This is a genomic window from Gracilibacillus thailandensis (assembly GCF_010994055.1).
Classification (GTDB): Bacteria; Bacillota; Bacilli; order Bacillales; family Amphibacillaceae; genus Gracilibacillus; species Gracilibacillus lacisalsi.
Genome location: NZ_WJID01000061.1, coordinates 23144 through 43444, shown reverse-complemented (window position 1 = coordinate 43444; position 20301 = coordinate 23144). Strand labels below are relative to the sequence as shown.

Genomic DNA, 20301 nt, shown 5'->3' with positions numbered 1-20301 from the left:
CATCACGACATATTTCAAAATTATCTCTTAATGCAGTACTGCGCAGTATATGAATTCTACTCCGTTGTATTTTCTTTCGCTCATAAAAAAACGAGCAATCGTGTTGATTACTCGTTTCCGTGACAAGCTATTTATTTCGGTTTAATTACTACGTAGCGGTTGGGTTCGGTTCCTTGTGAATCTGTTTCGACGTCTTTTCTGTTTTGTAATGCTGTATGAATCACTTTTCGTTCAAACGACGGCATTGGCTCGATTTTTACATCTCTCTTCGTCTGACTAGCACGGTCAGCCAATCTGTCCGCCAATGATATCAAAGTTTCTCGTCTTCTTTCACGATATCCTTCAGCATCAACTACTACCGTATAATATTTATCAGCATATTGATGTATCGCCAATTGCGCAAGATATTGAATAGCATTTAATGTTTGACCTCGTTTTCCAATTAATAACGCAATCTTTTCTCCAGTCAATTGCAATGTCACAACATTTTGTTCTACCTCTGCTTTAACATTTACCTCGACCTCAAACTCAGCAATAATCTTTTCTACGTACTTCTGAACCTTTTCGACAGGATCTTCTTCTAGTTCGACTTCCTTCGCCGGAAGCTCTTCAACTGATTCTTGCGCTTTCGCGACTTTCACAATCGCAGGTTTTGAACCGAATAATCCTAATAAACCCTTTTTCCCCTCATCAATTACCTCAATTTCTGCTTGGTCCTCTGTGATGTTTAACTGCCTTAATGCTGATTGGACCGCTTCATCTACAGTTTGTCCAGTAGCAGTTATCTGTCTCACTATTTATTTCCTCCTGCATTTGCCTCATCACGTTTCATCATTGGATTTTTAATAAGTAATGTTTGAAATACCATGAAGATATTACCTACTACCCAATAAAGTGCCAATGCTGATGGGAAGAAAATTGCGAACACCCCAATCATAATCGGCATAATATAAAGCATCATTGTCATTTGAGGCATCATTGTATTTTGTTGCGTTGTTGTTCCTGCCATCATTAACTTTTGTTGTAAGAAAGTAAATCCGGCTGTAAGGACTGGCAAAATATAGTAAGGATCTGGTGAATCCAATTGGAACCATAAAAAATCATGATTATCAAGTGCACCTGTACGCATAATTGCATGATAAAATGCAATCAAAATAGGCATTTGAACAATGATTGGCAAACAACCTGCTAACGGATTAACACCATTTTTCTGGAACAACTCCATTGTTTCCTGTTGTAACTTTTGTTGTGTTTGTTGATCTTTAGAACTATATTTTTCTCTAATTTTTTGTAGTTCAGGTTGAATTTCTTGCATTGCTTTGGAGCTTTTTAATTGTTTAATGTTTAGCGGGAGTAATATTAATCTGATTAGCAGCGTGACTAAAACAATAGAAAGACCATAGCCATATTCCGCATTAAAAAATTCTGCAACTTTTACGATTAACCATGATAATGGATAAACAAAATAACTATTCCATATCCCTTCACTTTCTGCAGTAATATCTTGATCAATCTCCGTACAGCCAGATAGTAATACTAGCACTCCGACTAAGCCCAATAATAATAGGAGCTTCTTACGCATCGTTATCCTCCTTAATTCCTTCACTTCACGTTTGTTTATAGTTTCTCATTTTACCATTATTCTCTATCAACAAGCTAGTTATAATGGTATAAAAAAAAATTATTAACAAAACGTTCATTTGTTTATTAAAAGTTTTGTTTTATAAAGTAAATGATTGATACTCTTTTTTAATTCATGAAAATCCATTTCTTTCGTTGGTTGTCTAGCAATAATAATTATATCATAATCACTTTTTATATTTTTATCTAATTCAAGAAAAGCTTGTCTAATATAGCGCTTTACTTGATTGCGTACTACAGCGTTCCCAATTTTTTTACTTACAGACAATCCAACTCGGTAATGTTGTTGTTGTCCTTTATGTAAATAATAAATGACTAGTTGTCGATTAGCAAAAGAAGCGCCCTTCTTAAAAACCTCTTGAAATTCACTATTCTTTTTAATTCTCCATGCTTTCTTCATTACTAGCGCGCCTCCATTAAAGAAAACAATTCTAATTCTTAAAAGTTATGCCGTACATGGAAAAAGACCACTGAGTGTATCAGTGGCCTATGCAGACAATACTTTTCTACCCTTCTTACGACGACGAGCAAGAACTTTTCGTCCATTTTTAGTGCTCATACGCGCACGGAATCCATGAACTTTTTTGCGTTTACGGTTATTTGGTTGAAATGTACGTTTCATTTATATGCACCTCCCTGAGGAATCTAATAATCATAATCGATTAGACAGTCTTACTCATTATACTTATAAATCATTTCTGATGTCAATGCCCTGTTCTAAAAAACTTAAGATCTTTACACTATTCATTCTAAATGAAACAAACATTAATATCAAATCAACCTCCAGCCTGTACTATAACAAAATTCGTTTCAAACTGTACTATTACAGCGTTGTGTGGATAAGTTTCATAGAACAAAACGACTTTTTCAATGCTTTGTCGACAAATTACTCACAAAATAAGACCATGTGTAAAGATAATAGTCACAATTTGTCTAAGTTGTGGATAAGTGTAGAGAAAACATTGCATTATTCGGCTTTATTTGATATTATATTTGTGTTTTAGTTTGTGAATAAAATTCTTCAGGTTTAGTCTTATCCACAGTTTGTGGATATAGTGTGGACAAAAGTTCACAGCTTGTATATTAGTTTATACACATTAATGTGGAAAACTTAATTTTTAGGTTTTCCGCTTTTTTATCAATGTATATCTATCCACAAGTTATTATGCATGTATACTTCCTATTGTTGCCTTATGAAAGGAGGGTTTTTCGTGGAAAACATCGAAGATTTATGGAGAAACACGCTAGAATTAATTAAGGATAAAGTTAGTAAACCAAGCTATGATACCTGGTTAAAAAATACTTCTGTAGATCAATTAAAAGAAGATACGGTAATTATCTCTGCTCCAAATGAATTTACAAGAGATTGGCTAGAATCGAGATATACAACCATTATCGCAGATGCCTTATATGAACTAACCGGAGCAAAATTAGCAGTGAAATTTGTCATTCCAGAAAGTACAGATGACACAACAGAAGAATTTACGCAAATGAAAAAGAAAAAATCCGTACCAACGCAAAGTAATGAAACATCGCCTAAATCGATGTTAAATGACAAATACACTTTTGAAACATTTGTTATTGGTTCTGGTAACAGGTTTGCTCATGCAGCATCTTTAGCAGTTGCAGAAGCACCGGCAAAAGCATATAATCCGTTGTTTATTTACGGTGGTGTTGGTCTTGGCAAAACACACTTAATGCATGCGATCGGACATTATGTATTAGATCACAATCCAACTGCAAAAGTTGTCTATCTTTCATCTGAAAAGTTTACGAATGAATTTATCAATTCTATTCGCGATAATAAAGCTGTCAATTTTCGTAATAAATATCGTAATGTTGATGTCTTATTAATTGATGATATTCAATTCCTAGCTGGAAAAGAACAAACTCAAGAAGAATTTTTCCATACATTTAATACGTTACATGAAGAAAATAAGCAAATTATTATCTCCAGTGATAGGCCACCGAAGGAAATTCCAACATTAGAGGATCGATTGCGTTCTCGTTTTGAGTGGGGACTTATTACCGATATTACCCCGCCTGATTTGGAGACAAGAATTGCGATACTTAGAAAAAAAGCGAAAGCAGAAGGTTTAGATATACCTAATGAAGTGATGCTGTATATTGCCAATCAAATTGACACGAATATTAGAGAGTTAGAAGGTGCCTTAATACGAGTAGTTGCCTATTCATCGCTTATCAATCAGGATATCGATGCATCGTTAGCAGCTGAAGCGTTAAAGGATATTATCCCTTCCTCCAGACCAAAAGTAATTACGATACAGCATATTCAAGAAGAAGTCGGAAAAAGGTATAACGTAAAACTTGAAGAATTCTCTGCTAAAAAGCGTACGAAGTCTATTGCATTCCCAAGACAAATTGCTATGTATTTATCCAGAGAACTAACCGATTTTTCACTTCCTAAAATAGGCGAAGAATTTGGTGGAAGAGACCATACAACCGTTATTCACGCACATGAAAAAATCTCCAAGTTAATGGGGACAGATGAATTATTAAGTAAAGAAATTGAAGAAATAAAAGAACAATTAAAATCCATGTAAACTAATCATACATGCTACTTTATACTTGTGGGTATTGTGGATAAAGTAAACAAACATGCAAACAAGTTATTCACATCTGGATAACTTTTAGACAACCAGTTTTTTTGAGTTATCCACATAATCACATGCCCTATTACTATTATTACGGTATTATATTAATAATAAATAAATATATTCCTCAAGGAGGATTAGAATGAAAATTGTAATAAACAGAGACAAATTAATGGAAAGTATTCAACATGTAACAAAAGCTATTTCATCGAAAACGGCGATTCCTATTTTGGCTGGTTTAAAAATTCAATCGACCCATAATGGTATAACATTAACCGGTAGCAACTCCGATATTACAATTGAATCTTTTATTCCAGTAGAAGAAGAAGGAATTCAATATATTGACGAAATTGAGCAAGGAGAAATTATTGTTCATGCGAAGTATTTTCCTGAAATTATAAGAAAATTACCTTCTCCAAGTGTTCAAATAGAAGTAGATGAACAATTGCAAATCACGATTCAATCTGGTCATGCTGAGTTTCATTTGAATGGACAAGATGCAGAAGAATATCCACAGATATCACAAATTAACACGGAAACCAATTTTGAATTACCGATTAATCTATTAAAAAATATGATTAAACAAACGGTATTTGCGGTATCCACGTCTGAAACACGACCGATTTTAACGGGAGTTAATATTAAAGTGGAAGGTGAGCAACTGCACTTTGTTGCAACAGATAGTCACCGCTTAGCAGCAAGTAAATTACCTTTACAAGAAAGCATCGCTGAATTTCCTTTTGAACAAGTTGTCATACCAGGTAAAAGCTTAAATGAACTAAGCAAAATTCTCGATGATACGGAAGATAAAATTCAAATTAGCATTAGTGAAAATCAAATCGCATTTCAAACGAATCACTTATACTTTTTATCCCGTTTACTGGATGGAAAATATCCAGAAACATCACGGTTAATCCCGGAAGAAAGTAAAACAGTGATCCATGCTGATACGAAAACACTACTACAAGCAGTTGACCGTGCATCATTACTTGCTAAAGATAATCATAATAATGTGATCAGATTACAAACAAAGGACCAGCAAATCGTAGAGATCTCTAGTAATTCTCCAGAGATCGGTAAGGTAGAAGAAGAAATAACCGTAGCAAGTATGGATGGAGAAGAATTAAAGATTTCATTCAGTTCCAAATATATGATTGATGCATTAAAAATAATGGAAACAGAACAAGTTAAAATTGAATTTACCGGAGCCATGCGCCCATTCATTATCAAACCAATCGATCACGACCAAATTTTACAACTTATTTTACCAGTAAGAACATTTTAATTAATAAACAAGTTAGTTGAAAAAGTATACACGCGTTTCATTATCACTGAAGCGCGTGTATTTTTTTCTTTATAAGGTGAGAAACAACTTTTCCAGAGATATCAATGTCATATTTTAGCCCTGATATATGTTGTAGAGCACTTAACGAAGGCACCCCCCCTATGATAAGGGAATATATTCCATATTTGCGAATCCGAAAAAATTAGATTATCAACATATTCCCCATTAGAAAAAAATAATTAGTAGGTTTACTTTTATATTTAGCAAATGTTTAGTAAAATAGATAGAAGGGCTATACTAATAACCAATATCTTTCTTAATAACAAAGTAGGTGAAATGATGGAAGAAAAAATTGAAATTTCAACAGATTATATCCCTTTAGGACAATTTTTGAAATTAGCCAATATACTCGAATCAGGTGGTATGATTAAAGTTTTTTTACAAGAAAATGGTGTCTATGTGAATGACGAATTAGAGACACGTCGTGGTAAAAAACTTTATCCTGGGGATACAGTCTACGTAGAAGATGTTGGTACGTTCGTAGTAACAAAAAGCGCGGAATAAAGGTTAAATTCGGAAGGAAATTCGAATGTATATACAACAATTAAGTTTAAATCATTATCGTAACTATGATCAGTTATCTGTTCAATTCGATGATAAAATAAACGTGATTATTGGAGAAAATGCTCAAGGCAAAACAAACTTAATGGAAGCTATTTATGTGTTAGGATTCTCCAAATCACATCGAACCACAAAAGATAAAGAATTAATCCAATGGGAGCAAAATTATGCTAAAATAGAAGGTAGTGTATTCAAAAGAAAGCAACAATTCCCACTGGAAATACAAATTACCAATAAAGGTAAAAAAGCTAAATTAAACCATTTAGAACAAAAACGTCTTAGTGATTATATTGGTGCTTTAAACATTGTGATGTTCGCACCTGAGGATTTAAATCTTGTGAAAGGGAGTCCTCAAATTAGAAGACGTTTTATTGACATGGAAATAGGCCAAATCCAACCGATCTATATCTATCATCTTGGACAATATGTCAAAATCCTAAAACAACGAAATCATTTATTAAAGCAATTGCAAAAACGTAAATCAAATGATCTCACCATGTTACGTGTCCTGACAGAGCAATTGATTGAACATGCTGCTATTATCTTAGAAAAACGCTTTATGTTCATGAAGCGCCTGCGTACCTGGGCAAACGAGATACATCGAGGAATCAGCAGAGGAATTGAAGATTTGGATTTACAATATGCTCCTACTATTGATGTATCAGAGACGGATGAAAAGGAAAAAATAGGAACAGTTCTAGCAGAGACATTTGAGAAATTAGAAACGAAAGAAGTTGAGCGTGGTACAACCTTAATAGGTCCACACAGAGATGATTTAGTCTTCTATGTTAATGATAAAAATGTTCAAACGTTTGGGTCACAGGGGCAGCAAAGAACAACTGCGTTATCTTTGAAACTCGCAGAGATAGAACTGATCTATCAGGAAATTAATGATTATCCTATTTTGCTTTTAGATGATGTCTTAAGTGAATTAGATGATTTCAGACAGTCCCATTTATTAGATACGATTGAAGGAAAAGTCCAAACCTTTGTCTCTACAACCAGTGTGGATGGTATTCATCATCAGACATTGGAGAAGGCGGAGATTTTTAGAATAGATAACGGAAAAATAATCGAGTAAAAAGTAGGGATATTATGTTTATTCACATTGGAGATGACCATGTTATTCAATCTAAAGATGTGATAGGAATAATTGATTACAGTTTAGTAACTTCCTCTACGATCAACGAGGAGATGCTAGAAGAACTGAAAGAGAATGAACAAGTCGTTGTATCAGAAGAAGATGTAACAAAGGCAGTAGTAATTACTGCTGATAAAGTATATTATAGCCCGTTATCGGTTTTAACATTAAAGAAAAGAGCCAGTATGATTTCCACTATCAGCAGATTAGAGGATTATTCTGAAAATGGTGATGAAGAATAAAAGATAATCAATGAGAGAGAATGTAGGTGATTGAATTGACAATGGAAGAAAATACGCCACTAGAACAAGCCTATGATGCAGATCAAATTCAAGTATTAGAAGGCTTGGAAGCAGTACGAAAAAGGCCGGGAATGTACATTGGGTCTACCAATGAAAAAGGACTTCATCATTTAGTCTGGGAGATTGTTGATAACAGTATCGATGAAGCACTGGCAGGTTACTGTGATCATATCGAGGTTTTTATTGAAAAAGATAATAGTATAACAGTAGTCGATAACGGTCGTGGAATCCCAGTAAGTTTACATGAGAAGACAGGTCGACCTGCAGTAGAAACCATTATGACTGTCCTACATGCTGGTGGAAAATTTGGTGGCGGTGGTTACAAAGTATCAGGTGGTCTGCACGGAGTTGGGGCTTCCGTCGTAAATGCTTTAGCTACTGAACTAGAAGTATATGTCCACCGTGATGGGAAATTGTATTATATTAGCTTTTCACGCGGTAAATTGAACAAAGAATTAGAAGTAATTGGTGAAACGGATATCACTGGAACTAGAACCCGTTTTAAACCAGATCCTGAAATATTTACAGAAACTACTGAATATAACTATGAAACTTTAGCGACAAGGTTACGGGAATTAGCCTACCTGAATAAAGGTTTACGAATTTCTATTCAAGATAATCGTGAAGACAGTGAACCAGAAACCTTTTATTATGAAGGTGGAATAGGATCATATGTAGAGCATTTGAACCGTTCGAAAGAAGTATTACATGAGCCATTTTATGCAGAAAAAGAAGAAGATAATATTCAAGTAGAAGTAGCATTACAATACAATGATGGATTCGCAAGCAACATCTATTCATTTGCCAATAATATTAGTACCCATGAAGGTGGTACACATGAATCAGGTTTTAAAACGGGTCTTACTCGTGTTATTAATGATTATGCGCGAAAAAATAACTTATTCAAAGAAAACGATCCGAATTTAACCGGTGATGATGTAAGAGAAGGTTTAACAGCGATTATCTCTGTTAAGCATCCCGATCCACAATTTGAGGGGCAAACGAAGACGAAACTAGGTAATAGTGAGGCAAGAACGATTACAGATTCAGCCTTTAGTGAGCTATTTTCGAAGTTTTTATTTGAAAATCCGAATACAGCAAGAATTATCGTTGATAAAGGCTTAATGGCTTCAAGAGCTAGAATGGCGGCGAAAAAAGCTAGAGAATTAACAAGACGTAAAGGTGCTTTGGAAGTTTCTAATCTTCCAGGGAAACTAGCTGACTGTTCGTCAAGAGATGCCACGATTAGTGAACTGTATATTGTAGAGGGAGACTCTGCAGGGGGTTCTGCCAAGCAAGGGCGAGATCGTCATTTTCAAGCGATTTTGCCACTCAGAGGTAAAATATTGAATGTTGAAAAGGCAAGGTTAGACAGAATTTTATCTAACAATGAGATTCGTTCGATTATTACGGCGCTTGGTACCGGGATCGGCGAAGAATTTGATATTTCGAAAGCACGTTACCACAAAATTGTTATTATGACCGATGCAGATGTTGACGGTGCACATATTAGAACCTTGTTATTAACCTTTTTCTTCCGATTTATGCGGCCGTTGATTGATTATGGTTATGTCTATATTGCACAGCCACCTCTTTATCAAATCAAACAAGGTAAAGCTGTACATTACACCTATTCAGATAAAGAGCTAGATCAATTATTAGCAGAATTACCTAAACAGCCAAAACCAGGTTTACAGCGTTACAAAGGTTTAGGAGAAATGAATGCAACACAGCTGTGGGAAACAACAATGGATCCTGAAGGACGTACATTGTTGCAAGTAAGTTTAGAAGATGCCATGGAGGCTGATCAAATTTTTGACATGCTTATGGGAGATAAAGTAGAGCCACGCCGTAATTTTATTCAGGATAATGCGGTATATGTTAAAAATTTAGATATCTAATCCAGTTTGAACAGAATAGCAATTTTCACGTCTTCCTGCAGTGAAATAGGAGGTAATCAAATATGGTGGATCAAAACCGTCCACAAGTTCAAGAAATTAATATAGGGCAAGAAATGAGAACATCTTTCTTAGATTATGCAATGAGTGTTATTGTATCTCGTGCATTACCTGATGTTCGAGACGGGATGAAACCTGTTCATCGTCGAATATTATATGCGTTAAATGACCAGGGTATGCATGCGGATAAAGCATATAAGAAATCAGCTCGTATTGTTGGGGATGTTATTGGTAAGTATCACCCACATGGTGACTCTGCTGTCTATGATGCAATGGTAAGAATGGCACAAGATTTTAGTTATCGCTATATGCTTGTTGATGGCCATGGAAACTTTGGTTCAGTAGACGGTGACCCACCAGCGGCAATGCGTTATACAGAAGCCAGAATGTCTAAGATTTCAATGGAAATGTTACGGGATATTAATAAAGATACGATTGATTACATGGATAACTATGATGGTTCGGAAAGAGAACCAAAAGTATTACCTGCTAAGTTCCCTAACCTGTTAGTGAATGGTGCTTCTGGTATTGCTGTAGGGATGGCAACTAATATCCCTCCACATCATTTAGGTGAAACAATTGACGCTATCTTAGCAATTAGTCAGAATCCGGAAATTTCTATTAGTGAATTAATGGAAGAATATATTTATGGTCCTGATTTCCCGACAGCTGGTGAAATTTTGGGTCGAAGTGGTATTAGAAGAGCCTATGAGACTGGTAAAGGATCCATTACCATTCGTGCCAAAACAGAGATAGAAGAACAAGCGAATGGTAAATCAAGAATCCTTGTTTCAGAAATTCCATATCAAGTCAATAAAGCGAAGCTAGTCGAAAAAATTGCTGATTTAGCTAGAGATAAACGTATTGAAGGTATCACTGATTTACGAGATGAGTCAGACCGTAATGGTATGCGAATTGTAATTGAACTACGTCGTGATGCGAATCCAAACGTCGTATTAAATAATTTATATAAACAGACATCCTTACAAACGTCTTTCGGTATCAACATGCTAGCTTTAGTGGATGGACAGCCGAAAGTATTAAACTTGAAACAGTGTCTGGAATATTATTTAGAGCATCAAAAAGAAATTATTACGAGAAGAACTCAATATGATTTAAATAAAGCGGAAGCACGTGCACATATCCTCGAAGGTTTACGGACGGCATTGGATCATATTGATGCGATTATTACTTTAATTCGTCAATCCCAAACAACTGAAATTGCCCGTGATGGCTTAATGAATCAATTTAACTTGTCCGAAAAACAGGCGCAAGCTATTTTAGATATGCGTCTACAACGTCTGACTGGTTTAGAGCGGGAAAAGATTGAAGATGAGTATAGCCAGATTGTAGCGTTAATTAAAGAATTGAAGGAAATCTTGGCGAATGAAGAGAAAATTCTCGAAATTATTCGTGAAGAATTATTAGAAATTAAAGAGAAGTACAATGATGAAAGAAGAACAGAAATTGTATCCGGTGGAATAGATCTGATTGAAGATGAAGATTTAATCCCTGAGGAAAGTATTGTTATCACATTGACACACAGAGGCTATATTAAACGTCTACCTGCTTCGACCTATCGAGCACAAAGACGCGGTGGTCGTGGAGTACAGGGAATGGGTACGAATGATGATGATTTTGTCGAACATTTAGTTTCTTGTTCAACACATGATACGGTCCTGTTTTTCTCTAATAAAGGAAAGGTATACCGTTCGAAAGGGTATGAAGTTCCTGAATTTAATCGTACAGCTAAAGGTATTCCGATTATCAATTTATTAGAAGTCGAACAAGGTGAATGGATTAATGCCGTTATCACGGTCAGTGAGTATAAGGAAGATTGGTATTTATTCTTCACAACCAAATATGGTATATCTAAGAGAACGTCACTTCCTCAATTTGCAAACATCCGTAAAGGTGGCTTGATTGCACTAAACTTGCGGGAAGGTGATGAATTAATTTCTGTTCGTTTAACAGATGGCGATAAAGATATTTTAATTGGTACTAAGAATGGCTATGTCATTCGATTTGAAGAAAGTCAAATCCGTTCTATGGGAAGAACAGCAGCAGGTGTCAAAGGTATTTCATTACGTGAAGATGATGAGGTTGTTTCGATGGAAATTCTGGAGGAAGACCAGTATGTACTGAACGTAACCGAGAATGGTTATGGAAAAAGAACACCCGTTGACGAATATCGTAGAACCAATCGTGGTGGTAAAGGGATATTTACTGCAAACATTACCGAAAAAACCGGTAGAGTCGTAGCAGTGAAGAATGTAACGACTGAAGAGGATATTATGATTATGACAGTATCTGGTGTTCTCATTCGTATGCAGGTAGAAGGTATCTCAACGACAGGTCGAAATACGCAAGGGGTTCGACTGATTCGACTACAGGAAGAGGAAAAAGTTGCAACAGTAGCTAAGGTTGATCGTGAAGAAGAAATGGTTGAAGAAGGTAATGAAGAAGAGATAGAAAAATAGTAAAGGGTGTGATCTATTTGCAGGTGCATCCACAACAACTCATACCAGGATGTATTGTTACTAAACCAATAATAGGGAAAACTAAGCATCCAATTATTGATAAAAATACGGTCATTACAGAAGAACATATTCATGTTTTAAAACACTTTAATATTGATTCTGTAGAGGTATCGGAAAAATTAGCATCTGGGAGTCTTTTTACCCCTGAAAAAGTTATCGATGCTGAGCATGATTCACGAAATAATGTCCAAGGGAACTCGCGAGATTCCTTTGAGACTTTATACCTTAATGCTGTATCGGGCTACAAAGCAATGTTTCAAAAATGGCAAGGTGGAAGCTCTATTGATATCTATCAAGTAAGAAAATTGATGATGCCATTATTTGATTATGTAAAGAATATTAATTTAGATTTATTTTTATTGCATAAATTTGCTTCCAAAGAAGACTATTTCTATCATCATGGTGTATCCATTGCCCTGCTATCCGCACATCTTGCTAAAAAACTAGGCTATCAAAAAGATTGGGTCCAAGTAGGGCTTGCAGCTATTTTGGCTGACTGTGGGATGGCTAAATTAAGTGAAAATTGGCTCATGAAAGAATCAAGGTTAACCATTGCTGAATATGAGGAAATTAAGAAACATCCGACATTATCCTATCGAATGGTTGAGGATATTCCTTATGTAACAAAAGAAATGAAACTAGCGATATTACAGCATCATGAAAGAATAGATGGTAGTGGATATCCAATTGGAGCAAAAGATGAGAAAATACATCCTTTTGCTAAAATTATTGCCGTTAGTGATACTTACCATGCCATGACGTCAGAGCGTGTATATCGCAGAAAGCAATCACCATTTAAGGTGATGGAAGAAATGTTGAAGTTAAAGTATCAAAAATTTGATTATTCAGTATTGCAAAAATTTATTGATACACTTATGAATTACACGATCGGTACCCGTGTTATGCTCTCAACTGGTAAAGAGGCGTATGTTATTTTCGTTGATTCCAATCAACCAACAAGGCCGATGGTAAGATTAATGGATAGCGATGAAATCATTAAGCTAGACGAAAAACAAGCAATCTTTATTGAAAATATTATTACAGAATAAACAGGTGACCACAACGGTTGCCTGTTTTTTTATGAAAAACATAGTGCACAAAATTCATATACATATACTGCACAGTAACTTAGACATGGATTTGTTCTCCTCTGTACTGAATTTAGATGAGTGCATAATCGTCGCTGCGGAAAAATACTCCCTTTCCGGGGGCACGGCCTCAGCTAACTTTGCAAAGAAAAACACTTTGCAAAGTGGATCTTCGGCTCGCGCTGTTCCCCCAGGAGTGTCGCATTTTTCCGCAGCTTCGAATAGTGTTCTGGAAAAAAGAGAGGGAAGCAAGCGTATATATTCTCAAAAATTCTTTCCACTTCCTAATTCAGAACACTAAATGTAGTGTAGGCAGAATACGGAGACTCCTGTGGGACTCACGAGAGCTGAAGATCCACTTGGTGAAGTGCTCTTCTTCACCAAGTTAGCTGAAGCCGAGCCCACGGAAAGCGCAGTATTCTGCCGGAGCGTATGTGAGCACTCATCTTTAGTCAGAATGGAAGGAAGCTAAGTCAAGACAATTTGTATCTATAGTATTATTTCTATTAATATTGTAAAAAAAATTTACATAATGTAACCTCTTACATTATTGATTTGATCATATCGCCATTTTAAGCGGGTGGAATAGCGAAAAAAAAAGGTTGAAAAACCCTAAAACATATCGTATTGTAATTAACAATAGTTAAGGATATAACCCTCAAAAAATAGATGAAACTCTAGTAATAGAGAGCTTCATTTCCCATCCATTATTTCACAATATAACCAAAAAATTTAAGGAGGTTCACCGATGAGAACAGATAAATTTAGTAAAGAAGGTTTAACGTTCGACGATGTGTTATTATTACCAGCGGAATCAAATGTACTACCTAGAGATGTATCAGTTAAGACAAAGCTATCAGAAAATATTACGCTTAATATTCCATTTTTAAGTGCGGGAATGGATACTGTAACAGAAGCAAAGATGGCTATTGCGATTGCTAGACAAGGTGGAATCGGTATTATTCATAAAAATATGTCGATTGAAGAACAGGCAGAACAAGTAGACCGTGTGAAACGCTCTGAAAGTGGTGTTATTTCGAATCCATTCTTCCTATTGCCTGATCATCAAGTTTTTGATGCAGAACATTTAATGGGCAAATTCCGTATTTCCGGTGTACCTATTGTAAATAATGAGGAAGAGCAAAAATTAGTAGGGATTCTAACCAATCGTGACTTACGTTTTATTGAAGACTATTCGATTAAAATTGCTGATGTGATGACAAGTGAAAACTTAGTAACAGCACCAGTTGGTACAACTTTAGAAGAGGCAAGTAAAATCTTGCAAGAACATAAAATTGAAAAATTGCCACTAGTTGATAATGATAATGTGTTAAAAGGACTTATTACAATCAAAGATATTGAAAAAGTAATTGAGTTTCCTCATTCTGCTAAGGACAAGCAAGGACGCTTATTAGCAGGTGCTGCTGTTGGCGTAACTGCAGATTCGATGACGCGTATTGATAAACTAGTAGAAGCTGGTGTAGATGTATTAGTTATTGACACAGCACATGGTCATTCACAAGGTGTTATTGAACAAGTTAAACGCGTTCGAACTAAATACCCTGATATTGATATTATTGCTGGTAATGTCGCAACGCCTGAAGCGACAAGAGCACTTATCGAAGCAGGGGCGAATATTATCAAGGTAGGTATTGGCCCAGGTTCTATCTGTACAACTAGAGTGGTAGCAGGTGTAGGTGTGCCTCAAATAACAGCCGTTAATGATTGTGCAACGGAAGCACAAAAGTATAATATTCCTATTATTGCTGATGGGGGTATTAAGTACTCTGGTGATATCGCCAAGGCAATTGCAGCTGGTGCACATGCTGTTATGTTAGGAAGCCTGTTTGCAGGAGTATCAGAAAGCCCTGGTGAAACGGAAATCTTCCAAGGTAGAAGATATAAAGTATATCGTGGGATGGGATCTGTAACATCCATGAAATCTGGTTCTAATGATCGATATTTCCAAGACTCACAGGATGCTAAGAAATTGGTTCCAGAGGGCATTGAAGGCCGTGTAGCCTATAAAGGACCTTTAGCCGATACGGTTCATCAATTAATTGGTGGTCTCAGATCTGGTATGGGTTATTGTGGAGCTGCGGATATCGAAGCATTACGAAATGATGCCAAATTTATTCGTATGACAGGGGCAGGATTACGCGAAAGCCATCCACATGATGTTCAAATTACGAAAGAATCGCCAAACTATTCCTTATCATAATTCGATAAATGGTTATAAAGGTAGAGGAAAACTTGGGATTACCCAAGTTTTCTTTATCTGATGTAGCTATAAAGCGAAGTGGGCAAGCCGTAGCGGTTGTTAAGGCCAATATCCATCTCAACATAACTACTTTATACTATCGATATATTATAAAGGACCGGGTGTGCTTTCCCGGTTTTTCTTAATGATAGTCATAAAGCGTTATTTTCTATTTGAATTAGTTGTGATAAAATTGTTTCGTGCAAAAAAATAGTCGGAGGTAGGAAAATTGAAAGATGTAATGAAAAAGATAAGTATTTTGGTAGTGGTTGCATTATTAATGATCACTACATTTTCTATGAATAGTTTACAAGTACAAGCCGCAGAGAATATAGAAATTAATGCAGAATCTGCTATCATCGTCGATGCTAACACAGGGAAAGTTTTATATGAGAAACAATCTGATTTAAAATTACCTCCAGCTAGTATGACGAAAATGATGACGGAATATTTGGTGCTAGAAGCCATTAATGAAGGTCAAATCAGCTGGGATACAACTACTCAAATTAGTGATTACGCTTATTGGTTAGCATCTCCCGGTAATAATTTTTCGGGAATTGGTTTAATTCAGGATCAAGACTATACAGTCCGTGAATTATATGAAGCAATGGCAATTTACTCTGATAATGGAACAACGGTTGCACTATCAGAGTTAATAGCTGGTTCAGAAGGCGAATTCGTAAAAATGATGAATGAAAAAGCAGAAGAAATGGGCTTACCAGAATATAAATTTGTTAATTCTACCGGTTTATCGAATTCGGATTTAGGTGATTACCACCCAGAGGGAACGGAACCAAATGAAGATAACCTGTTATCAGCACGTTCTTCAGCATTGCTAGCCTATCATCTTATTAATGATTATCCAGAGGCTTTGGAATATTCCAGTAAGACGACAACTGAATTAGATGGAAGAGTGTTAGAAAATTGGAATTGGATGTTGCCAGACTGGAATAATGATAACTTTTCTCAATATTCATATGAAGGTGTAGACGGTTTGAAAACAGGTCATACAGATGCTGCAGGACATTGTTTTACAGGTACTGCCCAACAAGGAGATCGTCGCATTATTACAGTAGTGATGAAAACGAGTAGTGAAGGCGAACGTTTTATTGAAACGAAAAAATTAATGGAATATGGATTTTCCCAATTCGAAACAGCAGAACTATTTCCAACTGGTTTTCAATTAGAAGGAGAGTCTAAACTTCCTGTTTCAAAAGGGAAAGAAAAAGAAGTAGGCGTTGAAACAGCAGCAGCGTTTGAAACGATGATCAAAACTGGTGAAGAAGAATTATATGATGTACGATATGAGTTTGATGAAGATAAATTAACAGAAGATGGCTCATTAAAAGCCCCACTTGAAGAGGGTGAAAAAATAGGACAAGCAATTCTTCAGTATAATGGTGAAATAGATTACGGTTATATTGGTGGAGATACAGCGGATCAACGAGTAGATCTAGTGACGACTGATGCGGTTGAAAAACAAAATTGGTTTATGCTAGCGCTAGGTGCGATCGGAGATTTCTTTGCAAATGTTTTTACAACAGTAGTAGATTTCTTTAAAGGTTTATTCAGTTAATTCCGATGACAGCAGTTGGCATTTGTAGATTTTTTGTTATATAATGTAAGAGGATGAAATAGATCGTTTTATAGTTCATAATTTTAGGAGGAACATAAGAATGTCTAAAGTAGGTACAGATAGAGTTAAAAGAGGTATGGCAGAAATGCAAAAAGGCGGCGTTATTATGGACGTTGTCAATGCAGAACAGGCAAAAATCGCTGAAGAAGCTGGTGCTGTAGCAGTTATGGCATTAGAACGAGTGCCATCTGATATTCGTGCAGCAGGTGGAGTTGCTCGTATGGCAGATCCTACGATTGTAGAAGAAGTGATGAATGCTGTTTCTATTCCGGTTATGGCAAAAGCCCGTATCGGTCATATTGTAGAAGCTCGTGTACTGGAAGCAATGGGTGTAGATTATATCGACGAGAGTGAAGTATTAACACCAGCAGATGAAGTGTATCACCTAAATAAAAGAGATTACACTGTACCATTTGTATGTGGTTGCCGTAACTTAGGTGAAGCAGCTCGTCGTATCGGTGAAGGTACGTCTATGTTACGTACAAAAGGTGAACCTGGAACAGGCAACATTGTCGAAGCAGTTCGCCACATTCGTGAAGTAAATGCACAAGTTCGTAAGCTAGTTAATATGAATGAAGATGAAGTCATGACATATGCCAAAGAATTAGGTGCTCCATACGAAGTACTTCTTGAGATTAAAGAAAATGGCCGTTTACCTGTTGTAAACTTTGCTGCGGGTGGTGTAGCAACTCCAGCAGACGCAGCATTAATGATGCAACTAGGTGCAGATGGAGTATTTGTTGGTTCAGGTATCTTTAAATCAGATAATCCTGCTAATTTTGCAAGAGCGATTGTAGAAGCAACAACACATTATGAAGACTACGACTTAATTGCAAAAGTATCCAAAGGCATCGGTACAGCAATGAAAGGTTTAGAAATTAGTACAATTGCTCCTGAAGAGCGTATGCAAGATCGTGGTTGGTAAGTAGTGAGGAGTAAAAAGTAATGATGAAAATCGGAGTTTTAGGCTTACAAGGTGCGATTCGTGAACATATTCGTTCCGTTGAAGCAGCTGGAGCTGAAGGGATCATTATTAAGTATAAAGAACAATTAACTGATATAGATGGACTAATCATACCTGGTGGCGAGAGTACAACGATGCGTCGACTCATCGATAAATATGACTTTTTTGAGGCATTAGTTGACTTTGGTAAACAAGGAAAGCCGATTTTTGGTACTTGTGCAGGTCTTATCTTGTTAGCAAATGATATTGTTGGACAAGATCATGCACATTTATCATTAATGGATATGAAGGTTGAACGCAATGCTTTTGGTAGACAGCGTGAATCGTTCGAAGCTGAAATAGATATAAAAGGTGTTGCAGATCAATTTGAAGCAGTCTTTATCCGCGCTCCATACATCATGGAGGTTGGACCTGAAGTAGACGTATTAGCTACTTATCAGGATAAAATTGTTGCAGCACAACAAGGTCATTATCTCTGCAGTGCTTTTCATCCAGAATTAACAGATGATCATCGCTTAACAGAATACTTTGTCAAAATGGTGGAAAAATAATATAATAACAAATATAGTTTAATGGAAAATCTGATATGAAAAAGCAATGACAGGAATTAGTAGCTTATTGTTTTATATAAGAGAGCCGGTGGTTGGTGCAAACCGGTATAAAAGATAAGCGAATCCATCCTGGAGTGGTGCGTGGAAATCATAGTACATGTACCCGGCGATAAGCCGTTATGATGAAAGAAGCCGGGAGAAGTCTATTCTCCAATCAGGGTGGTATCGCGGGTAAACTCTCGTCCCTACTAACAGTATGGGGCGGGAGTTTTTTATATGTTACAGCTTGGCCGTATGGAAGCACTTATCAAAATTCAGAGTATGTAAATGGAAAAATAGGAGGTAATGGTTATGCTAGACATGAAAATGTTGCGTAAAAATTTTGCTGAAGTGAAAGAGAAATTAGCCCACAGAGGGGAAGATTTAACCGATTTGGATCGCTTTGGGGATCTTGATGAGAAAAGAAGAGATCTAATCGCTGAAACAGAACAATTGAAAGCGAAGCGAAATGAAGTATCTAAACAAATCTCTTTATTGAAAAAAGAAAAGAAAAATGCAGATGACATGATTACTGAAATGCGTGAAGTAGGCGATCGAATCAAAACTATTGATCAAGAACTTCGACAAGTAGAAGAAGAACTGGAATTATTGATGTTATCTATTCCAAATATCCCACATGAGTCTACTCCTATTGGAGAGACAGAAGATGATAATGTAGAAGTACGTAAATGGGGAGAAGTACCAAGCTTTGGTTTTGAAGAAAAACCACATTGGGATCTAGCAACAGAATTAGACATATTAGACTTCGAAAGAGCTGCAAAAGTGACAGGAAGCCGTTTTGTTTTTTATAAAGGTTTAGGTGCCCGCTTAGAACGTGCACTCATCAACTTTATGATGGATTTACATGCTGATGAGCATGGTTACCAAGAAATATTACCACCACATATGGTAAATCGCGCAAGTATGACTGGTACGGGTCAATTACCTAAATTTGAAGAAGATGCATTTAAAGTAGATGGTTGGGATTATTTCTTAATTCCAACTGCTGAGGTTCCTGTAACGAATTATCATCGTGAAGAAATATTAAAAGCAGAAGAACTACCAAAAAAATTCACTGCTTATAGTAGTAATTTTCGTTCTGAGGCAGGTTCAGCAGGGCGAGATACTAGAGGTTTAATTCGTCAGCATCAATTTAACAAAGTAGAATTGGTGCAATTGGTAAAACCAGAGGATTCTTATCAGGTATTAGAAGAATTAACAGGGCATGCAGAAAAGGTGCTTCAACTGTTAAAATTACCTTATCGTGTAATGAGTATGTGCACAGCTGACCTAGGTTTTACGGCTGCAAAGAAATACGATATTGAAGTATGGATGCCAAGCAATGATACGTACCGTGAAATTTCTTCTTGTTCTAATTTTGAAGATTTTCAAGCAAGACGTGCTGGTATCCGATTCCGTCGCGAAGAGAAAGGAAAACCAGAATTTGTTCATACGTTAAACGGTTCTGGATTAGCAGTAGGTCGTACCGTTTCTGCTATTATTGAAAACTACCAACAAGAAGATGGTACTGTAAAAGTTCCAGAAGTATTGGTACCATATATGGGTGGGAAAACAGTGATTCAATAAAGTGAGACAATGATCAGTGGAGGGTTTACTCCCACTGATCATTAGCTACACTTATCGGTGAGATAGCATCTAT

The 20301-nt window shown here is 36.3% G+C and carries 17 protein-coding genes and 1 other annotated feature; of the genes, 13 read left to right on the top strand and 4 right to left on the bottom strand.

Annotated elements, in window-relative coordinates:
• Window positions 1–131: 131 nt before the first annotated feature.
• From jag to rpmH, 4 genes are all read right to left on the bottom strand, one after another.
• Window positions 132–794 carry an RNA-binding cell elongation regulator Jag/EloR gene (gene jag, locus GH715_RS16755; protein ID WP_163578728.1) on the bottom strand — a complete coding sequence of 221 codons (663 nt, stop codon included), beginning with the start codon at window positions 792–794 and terminating at the stop codon, window positions 132–134.
• The gene (gene spoIIIJ, locus GH715_RS16750) at window positions 794–1582 is read right to left on the bottom strand and encodes a YidC family membrane integrase SpoIIIJ (RefSeq protein WP_153836270.1); all 789 of its coding nucleotides are present in this window, start codon (window positions 1580–1582) and stop codon (window positions 794–796) included. Before spoIIIJ ends, jag begins: the two co-directional genes overlap by 1 nt.
• Before the next feature lie 114 nt (window positions 1583–1696).
• The gene (gene rnpA / locus GH715_RS16745) at window positions 1697–2041 is read right to left on the bottom strand and encodes a ribonuclease P protein component (protein ID WP_153836271.1); all 345 of its coding nucleotides are present in this window, start codon (window positions 2039–2041) and stop codon (window positions 1697–1699) included.
• Window positions 2042–2128: 87 nt separating this feature from the next.
• Window positions 2129–2263, bottom strand: coding sequence for a 50S ribosomal protein L34 (gene rpmH / locus GH715_RS16740; RefSeq protein WP_018933824.1), 135 nt, complete (start codon window positions 2261–2263; stop codon window positions 2129–2131).
• Window positions 2264–2852: 589 nt separating this feature from the next.
• Here rpmH and dnaA point away from each other — a divergent pair.
• The 13 genes from dnaA to serS all read left to right on the top strand — a co-directional run bounded on the left by dnaA (window position 2853) and on the right by serS (window position 20228).
• Window positions 2853–4205 (top strand): chromosomal replication initiator protein DnaA, encoded by a 1353-nt coding sequence (dnaA, locus tag GH715_RS16735; RefSeq protein WP_163578727.1) that lies wholly within the window; start codon window positions 2853–2855, stop codon window positions 4203–4205.
• Window positions 4206–4398: 193 nt separating this feature from the next.
• Window positions 4399–5541 (top strand): DNA polymerase III subunit beta, encoded by a 1143-nt coding sequence (dnaN, locus tag GH715_RS16730; RefSeq protein ID WP_153836273.1) that lies wholly within the window; start codon window positions 4399–4401, stop codon window positions 5539–5541.
• Between the two features lie 339 nt (window positions 5542–5880).
• Entirely contained in the window at window positions 5881–6105 is a 225-nt protein-coding gene (yaaA, locus tag GH715_RS16725; protein ID WP_018933827.1) for a S4 domain-containing protein YaaA, read from the top strand.
• Window positions 6106–6130: 25 nt separating this feature from the next.
• Entirely contained in the window at window positions 6131–7243 is a 1113-nt protein-coding gene (recF, locus tag GH715_RS16720) for a DNA replication/repair protein RecF (protein ID WP_153836274.1), read from the top strand.
• Between the two features lie 14 nt (window positions 7244–7257).
• Window positions 7258–7545, top strand: coding sequence for an extracellular matrix regulator RemB (gene remB / locus GH715_RS16715; protein ID WP_018933829.1), 288 nt, complete (start codon window positions 7258–7260; stop codon window positions 7543–7545).
• Between the two features lie 41 nt (window positions 7546–7586).
• On the top strand, window positions 7587–9506 hold the full coding sequence (gene gyrB, locus GH715_RS16710; RefSeq protein WP_194928286.1) for a DNA topoisomerase (ATP-hydrolyzing) subunit B: 1920 nt from the start codon (window positions 7587–7589) through the stop codon (window positions 9504–9506).
• 62 nt (window positions 9507–9568) lie between these two features.
• Entirely contained in the window at window positions 9569–12043 is a 2475-nt protein-coding gene (gene gyrA / locus GH715_RS16705; protein ID WP_153836275.1) for a DNA gyrase subunit A, read from the top strand.
• Between the two features lie 23 nt (window positions 12044–12066).
• Entirely contained in the window at window positions 12067–13152 is a 1086-nt protein-coding gene (locus GH715_RS16700) for an HD-GYP domain-containing protein (RefSeq protein ID WP_240469407.1), read from the top strand.
• A 787-nt stretch (window positions 13153–13939) separates the two neighbouring features.
• Window positions 13940–15412 carry an IMP dehydrogenase gene (gene guaB, locus GH715_RS16695; protein ID WP_153836277.1) on the top strand — a complete coding sequence of 491 codons (1473 nt, stop codon included), beginning with the start codon at window positions 13940–13942 and terminating at the stop codon, window positions 15410–15412.
• 268 nt (window positions 15413–15680) lie between these two features.
• Window positions 15681–17027: a D-alanyl-D-alanine carboxypeptidase family protein gene (locus GH715_RS16690; protein ID WP_153836278.1), complete on the top strand. Its 1347-nt coding sequence runs from the start codon at window positions 15681–15683 to the stop codon at window positions 17025–17027.
• Window positions 17028–17127: 100 nt separating this feature from the next.
• Complete coding sequence (gene pdxS, locus GH715_RS16685) at window positions 17128–18012, top strand: pyridoxal 5'-phosphate synthase lyase subunit PdxS (protein ID WP_153836279.1); 885 nt, start codon at window positions 17128–17130, stop codon at window positions 18010–18012.
• A 20-nt stretch (window positions 18013–18032) separates the two neighbouring features.
• Window positions 18033–18602, top strand: a complete 570-nt coding sequence (gene pdxT, locus GH715_RS16680; RefSeq protein WP_153836280.1) for a pyridoxal 5'-phosphate synthase glutaminase subunit PdxT — start codon at window positions 18033–18035, stop codon at window positions 18600–18602.
• Window positions 18603–18639: 37 nt separating this feature from the next.
• Window positions 18640–18852: a binding site (T-box leader), on the top strand.
• A gap of 101 nt (window positions 18853–18953) precedes the next feature.
• Window positions 18954–20228 carry a serine--tRNA ligase gene (gene serS / locus GH715_RS16675; RefSeq protein ID WP_153836281.1) on the top strand — a complete coding sequence of 425 codons (1275 nt, stop codon included), beginning with the start codon at window positions 18954–18956 and terminating at the stop codon, window positions 20226–20228.
• Window positions 20229–20301 lie beyond the last annotated feature (73 nt).